Genomic DNA, 4,614 nt, shown 5'->3' on the forward strand with positions numbered 1-4,614 from the left:
TACGGCCGGGTGCTGCCGTGGATGCGGCACAAGGACGGGCAGCTGACCGGTATCGCCGGGCCCGACGCGGTCTGGCTCGGCACCCCCGTCCGGCTCACCGCCCACGGCACCTCCCACCGCGCCGCCTTCCGCGTCACCCCCGGCGAGCGCGTCCCCTTCGTGCTCGTCTGGCGCCCCTCCCACCTTCCGGCCCCCGACCCCGCCGACGCCTTCGACGCGCTGGCCGCCACGGACACGTACTGGCGGCTGTGGCTGCGCCGCCTCACGTACGACGGCCCCTACCGCGACGCCGTCGCCCGCTCCCTCATCACCCTCAAGGCCCTCACCTACGAGCCGACCGGCGGCATCGTCGCCGCCCCGACCACCTCCCTGCCCGAGGAGCTCGGCGGCGTCCGCAACTGGGACTACCGCTACTGCTGGCTGCGCGACGCCGGAATGGCGCTGGAGGCGCTGCTGCGCAGCGGGTTCACCGCCGAGGCGGACGCCTGGCGCGGCTGGCTGGCCCGGGCCCTCGCGGGCCGCCCCGAGGACGCGCAGATCATGTACGGCATCGCCGGGGAGCGGCGGCTCACCGAATGGGAGGCCGACTGGCTGCCGGGGTACGAGGGGTCGCGCCCGGTACGGATCGGCAACGCCGCCGCGGCCCAACGCCAGCTCGACGTGCCCGGCGAGGTCATGGAGACCATCCATCTGTCCATCGGCTGCGGACTGCGCCCACGCCGCCACCTCGTCGACCTCCAGGCGGTCCTCCTCGACCACCTGGAGCAGGCGTGGACCCTGCCCGACCAGGGGCTGTGGGAGATGCGCGGCACCCCCCGCCACTACACCCACTCCAAGGTGATGTGCTGGGTCGCCTTCGACCGGGCGGTCCGCCTCGCTGAGGGGCACGACCGCCCCGGCCCGGTGGAGCGCTGGCGCCGGATCCGGGACCGTATCCACCGCGAGGTCTGCGAGCGCGCCTTCGACCCCGACCGGGGCACCTTCACCCAGTCGTACGGGTCCCGCGAACTCGACGCCGCGCTGCTCCAGATCCCGCAGACCGGGTTCCTGCCGCCCGACGACCCCCGCGTCGTCGGCACCGTGGAGGCGGTACGCCGCGAACTCCTCGTCGACGGCCTCGTGGCCCGCTACTCCGCGGGCGGCCCCGACTCCCCGGACGGCCTCACCGGCGGCGAGGGCGCCTTCCTCGCCTGCTCCTTCTGGCTCGCGGACGCCCTGCTGTCGATCGGCCGCGAGGACGAGGCCCGCGCCCTGTACGAGCGGCTGCTCGACCTGCGCAACGACGTCGGGCTGCTCGCCGAGGAGTACGACCCCCTTGCCCGCCGCCAACTCGGCAACTTCCCCCAGGCGTTCACCCATGTCCCCCTCATCCGGGTCGCCTACGAACTCGACCGGCACGCCCCCCACGCCCGCCGCGGCCACCCCGAGGCGCCACCGGACCCGGGGGAGGGGTGACCGTGCTGCCGGGCTTCCTCACCAGGGCCGTCGAGCTGCTGCTCGGCCGGGACGGCAGGGACCGACCCCTGCACCTGCGGGCCGCGGGCGGCGCCACCGTCGTCCTCGTCGTGGTCATGCTCCTCGGCTCCTGGGCGGTGACCGCCGCCGAACAGGGCGCCGCGCGCGCCAACCTCACGTCGTACCCGAAGGCCCTGTGGTGGTCGATCGAGACGGCCACGACCGTCGGCTACGGCGACTTCTACCCGGTGACCTTCTGGGGCCGGGTCGTCGGCGCGGTCGTCATGGTCGTCGGCATCACCACGTACGGCATGGTCACGGCGGCCCTCGCCACCTGGTTCGTGGGCCGGGAGCAGAAACGCCACCGACTCGCCCACCACGCGCACGAGCTGTGCGACGAGACCGCCCGGGCCCTGCACGAGCGCTTCGACCGGCTGGAGCGCATGCTCACGCGCGAGGGCGGCCCCGACTGAGGCCGGCGACCGCTCCTCGGCCATCCACACGTCGATCTGCTCCGGGTCGACAGCGCACTGTGTAGCGCACGCCGCACGGCCCAGTCCCGTACCTCCGTCGAGGCTGACGGTTCAGTGGACTCCTGAGGCGCCGCTCCCGCGGTCCGCCCCGCCCGTCCGCCGGCCCCGGTGCCGTGCGCATCCGTGCCCCTTCTTCCTGTTGCCCGCCGAGCGGCTCCCGTCCGTCTGCGGCCCCAGGCGCCGCCGTGTCCGTCGCCGAGGCGCCACCGCCCGCCGACACCCCGTCAAAGAGGCCGGCGGCTGGAGGCCGGCCTCACCGAGCTGCGCGCCCGCATCCGCAGGGAGACCGCCCCCGGCTCACCGGTCCCTGACCCCGGGCACACCGAGGCGGCGCCCGCGCTCTCGCGGGCGCCGCCGGTGGGGGACGGGGACGGACGGGGCAGGGCAGCTACGCCCTGAGCGGGTCGTGCCCCAGTGTCATCAGCCGGTGGCGGCGGTGCGTCCCGTCCGCGTCCGGCTCCTGCTCCCGTTGCGCGTTCACCGAATCCACGACCCCGTACATCACCCGGAAGTCGTCCTCGGTGAGGTCCACGCGCCGCTTCTGCAGGATCGCCAGCACCTGCCGGCCGCTGGGGGAGCCCGGCTGCTCGGGCAGCGCCTCGCTCTCCTCGTCGGCGTACCGGCTCTGGAGCCAGACCTCCAGCTCCTGCGAGGTCATGTTCACCACGCGGTGGAACTCGTCCCACAGCGCTTCCCGTTCCAGGGCGTCGGTCATCGCAGCCCCCTTAGCTGCTCGTGCTCGCGTACGGCCGCGGGGCGTACGCTCAGGCGTTCTCGCGCGGCCAGTTCTCCGCCTCGAACATCCAGCGCTGCTTCTCCAACTCGGCGGTGAGGGAGATCAGCAGATCCTGCGACACCTTGTCCGTCTCCTCGGTCGCCTCGATACGCTCCCGCAGGCGGCCGATCGCGGTCGTCAGCGTCTCCACCAGAAGCCGCACGACGTCGTTGTCCCGCAGCCAGCCCTCCTTGGTGCCCGGCAGGGCGAACCGGGCCGCGACCGTCTCGGGACGGCCGTCGGGCGCGATACCGAGCGCCGCCGCGCGTTCGGCGACCTGGTCGGAGTACGACCGCGCCGTGGAGACCACCTCGTCGAGCTGGAGGTGGATCGAGCGGAACCTCGGGCCCACGACGTTCCAGTGGGCCTGCTTGCCGATCAGAGACAGCCCCAGCAGGTCGACCAGGGTCTCCTGCAGCGCGTCCCCAGTCACCCGCAGAGCAGTCTCGGGCAGGGTGCTCCTCACTATCGTCATCAGGTGAAACTCCTCATCGCATCAATGGCGCGTCATCGCTTCATGGCGCGTCACCCCGTGCCGCGCCCACGCTTGGTGCCGGGCCGCCTCGACGCTCCCGGCCGTGCGGAGCAGTGCGGTGCGTTCCGCCTCGCACATGCCGCCCCACACGCCGGACGTCTGCCCGCTGCCGAGCGCCCAATGCAGACACTCGCGCAGCACGGGGCACCGGGCACAGACGCGCTTGGCGGCCTCGATGTCGTCGAGCGCTGGTCCTGTCGTGCCCACGGGGAAGAACAACTCGGGGTCCTCACCCACGCAGGCCGCTTGCCGCAACCACTCCATGCGGGGCCGGGTGCCCAGGACGCATGGGGGAAAACGCGGCATGCCACAGCGGTGGACGAGCGCCCTCCATATTCCCCCGCGCGCCCCCCAGCCGAGCCCCGCGCGCTCGCCCACCGCCCCCGCGCGGACCTCAGTCGGCGAGCACGCCGTCCACGAACTCCTTGACGTCCGCGAGGACTTCGCCCCGGTTCGTCTCGTTGAACACCTCGTGCCGGGCACCCGGGTACACCCGCTCCACCCACATGGCGCCGCGCAACTCCTCGACGCCGGTGCGGCTGCCGGCCAGCGGCACGATCCGGTCGTCGTCGCCGTGCACCCACAGCAGCGGCAGCTCCCCGACGCTCCCGTTCGCGGAGATGGTCTCCAAGGTGCGCGCGAACGCCTCCAACGTCGGCCGCTTGAACGGGCCGTGCCACACCTGCGGATCGTTCGCGTACGCGGCGCCGACCGCCGGATCCCGAGACAACTGCTTCGGGTCGAGCGGCACCTCGGGCACCTCCGGGGGTGCGAGGAGCGCCCACACCGCCTTCCAGTCACCGATCACCGGGCCGGACAGCACGAGCGCGGCCAGCCCGGCGCCGTACCGCTGCGCGTACCGGGCGGCGATCAGACCGCCCATGGAGTGGCCGATCAGCACCACCGGAAGTCCCGGATACGCGGCGCGCGCCAGCTCCTCCACCGTGCGCACATCGGTGACGACGTCCTCGAAGTCCTCGATCAGCACCCGCTCGCCCGCCGACCTGCCGTGCCCCATGTGGTCCGGGCCGAACACGGCCGCGCCGTGGGCGACGAGGGCGTCCGCCACATGCTCGTACCGGCCGATGTGCTCGCCGTAGCCGTGGACCAGCAGCGCCACGTACCGCGCCCCCTCGCGCGGCCACTCGCGTGCGGTGACACCGCCCCGGGTACCGGCGAAGGCGTGCTCCCGCGAGTCGGCCATGACTCCTCCAGCCACGTCGATGAAGGTAACCCGGTGGATCTTGCCACCCCACCAGCCACCGGTCCATGGGCCACCCGACACCCCACCCCGAACCGGCCGCCCTCATCACCGC

6 protein-coding genes are annotated in these 4,614 nt (G+C 73.3%); 2 read left to right on the forward strand and 4 right to left on the reverse strand.

All coding sequences use genetic code 11. The features are described from left to right. Both AOK15_RS40690 and AOK15_RS40695 read left to right on the forward strand, forming a co-directional pair. A partial coding sequence (locus AOK15_RS40690) for a glycoside hydrolase family 15 protein (protein WP_055524234.1) occupies nt 1–1,455 on the forward strand: 1,455 nt, incomplete at its 5' end. A gap of 2 nt (nt 1,456–1,457) precedes the next feature. After that, nucleotides 1,458–1,928, forward strand: coding sequence for a potassium channel family protein (locus AOK15_RS40695; protein WP_055524242.1), 471 nt, complete (start codon nt 1,458–1,460; stop codon nt 1,926–1,928). A gap of 448 nt (nt 1,929–2,376) precedes the next feature. Here AOK15_RS40695 and AOK15_RS40700 read toward each other — a convergent pair whose 3' ends face one another. The 4 genes from AOK15_RS40700 to AOK15_RS40715 form a co-directional block, all read right to left on the reverse strand. Further along, complete coding sequence (locus AOK15_RS40700) at nt 2,377–2,703, reverse strand: DUF3140 domain-containing protein (protein ID WP_055524236.1); 327 nt, start codon at nt 2,701–2,703, stop codon at nt 2,377–2,379. 49 nt (nt 2,704–2,752) lie between these two features. Next, the gene (locus AOK15_RS40705; protein ID WP_055524238.1) at nt 2,753–3,238 is read right to left on the reverse strand and encodes a Dps family protein; all 486 of its coding nucleotides are present in this window, start codon (nt 3,236–3,238) and stop codon (nt 2,753–2,755) included. 21 nt (nt 3,239–3,259) lie between these two features. Beyond that, entirely contained in the window at nt 3,260–3,562 is a 303-nt protein-coding gene (locus AOK15_RS40710) for a WhiB family transcriptional regulator (RefSeq protein WP_055524245.1), read from the reverse strand. Nucleotides 3,563–3,692: 130 nt separating this feature from the next. Continuing rightward, on the reverse strand, nt 3,693–4,502 hold the full coding sequence (locus AOK15_RS40715; protein WP_055524240.1) for an alpha/beta hydrolase: 810 nt from the start codon (nt 4,500–4,502) through the stop codon (nt 3,693–3,695). Nucleotides 4,503–4,614 lie beyond the last annotated feature (112 nt).

Source organism: Streptomyces ossamyceticus (assembly GCF_001418475.1).
GTDB lineage: Bacteria > Actinomycetota > Actinomycetes > Streptomycetales > Streptomycetaceae > Streptomyces > Streptomyces ossamyceticus.

Coding starts and splice junctions, on each gene's coding strand:
- AOK15_RS40700 (WP_055524236.1), bottom strand. CDS start 2,703: ATGACCGACGCCCTGGAACGGGAAGCGCTGTGGGACGAGTTCCACCGC.
- AOK15_RS40705 (WP_055524238.1), bottom strand. CDS start 3,238: ATGACGATAGTGAGGAGCACCCTGCCCGAGACTGCTCTGCGGGTGACT.
- AOK15_RS40710 (WP_055524245.1), bottom strand. CDS start 3,562: ATGGAGTGGTTGCGGCAAGCGGCCTGCGTGGGTGAGGACCCCGAGTTG.
- AOK15_RS40715 (WP_055524240.1), bottom strand. CDS start 4,502: ATGGCCGACTCGCGGGAGCACGCCTTCGCCGGTACCCGGGGCGGTGTC.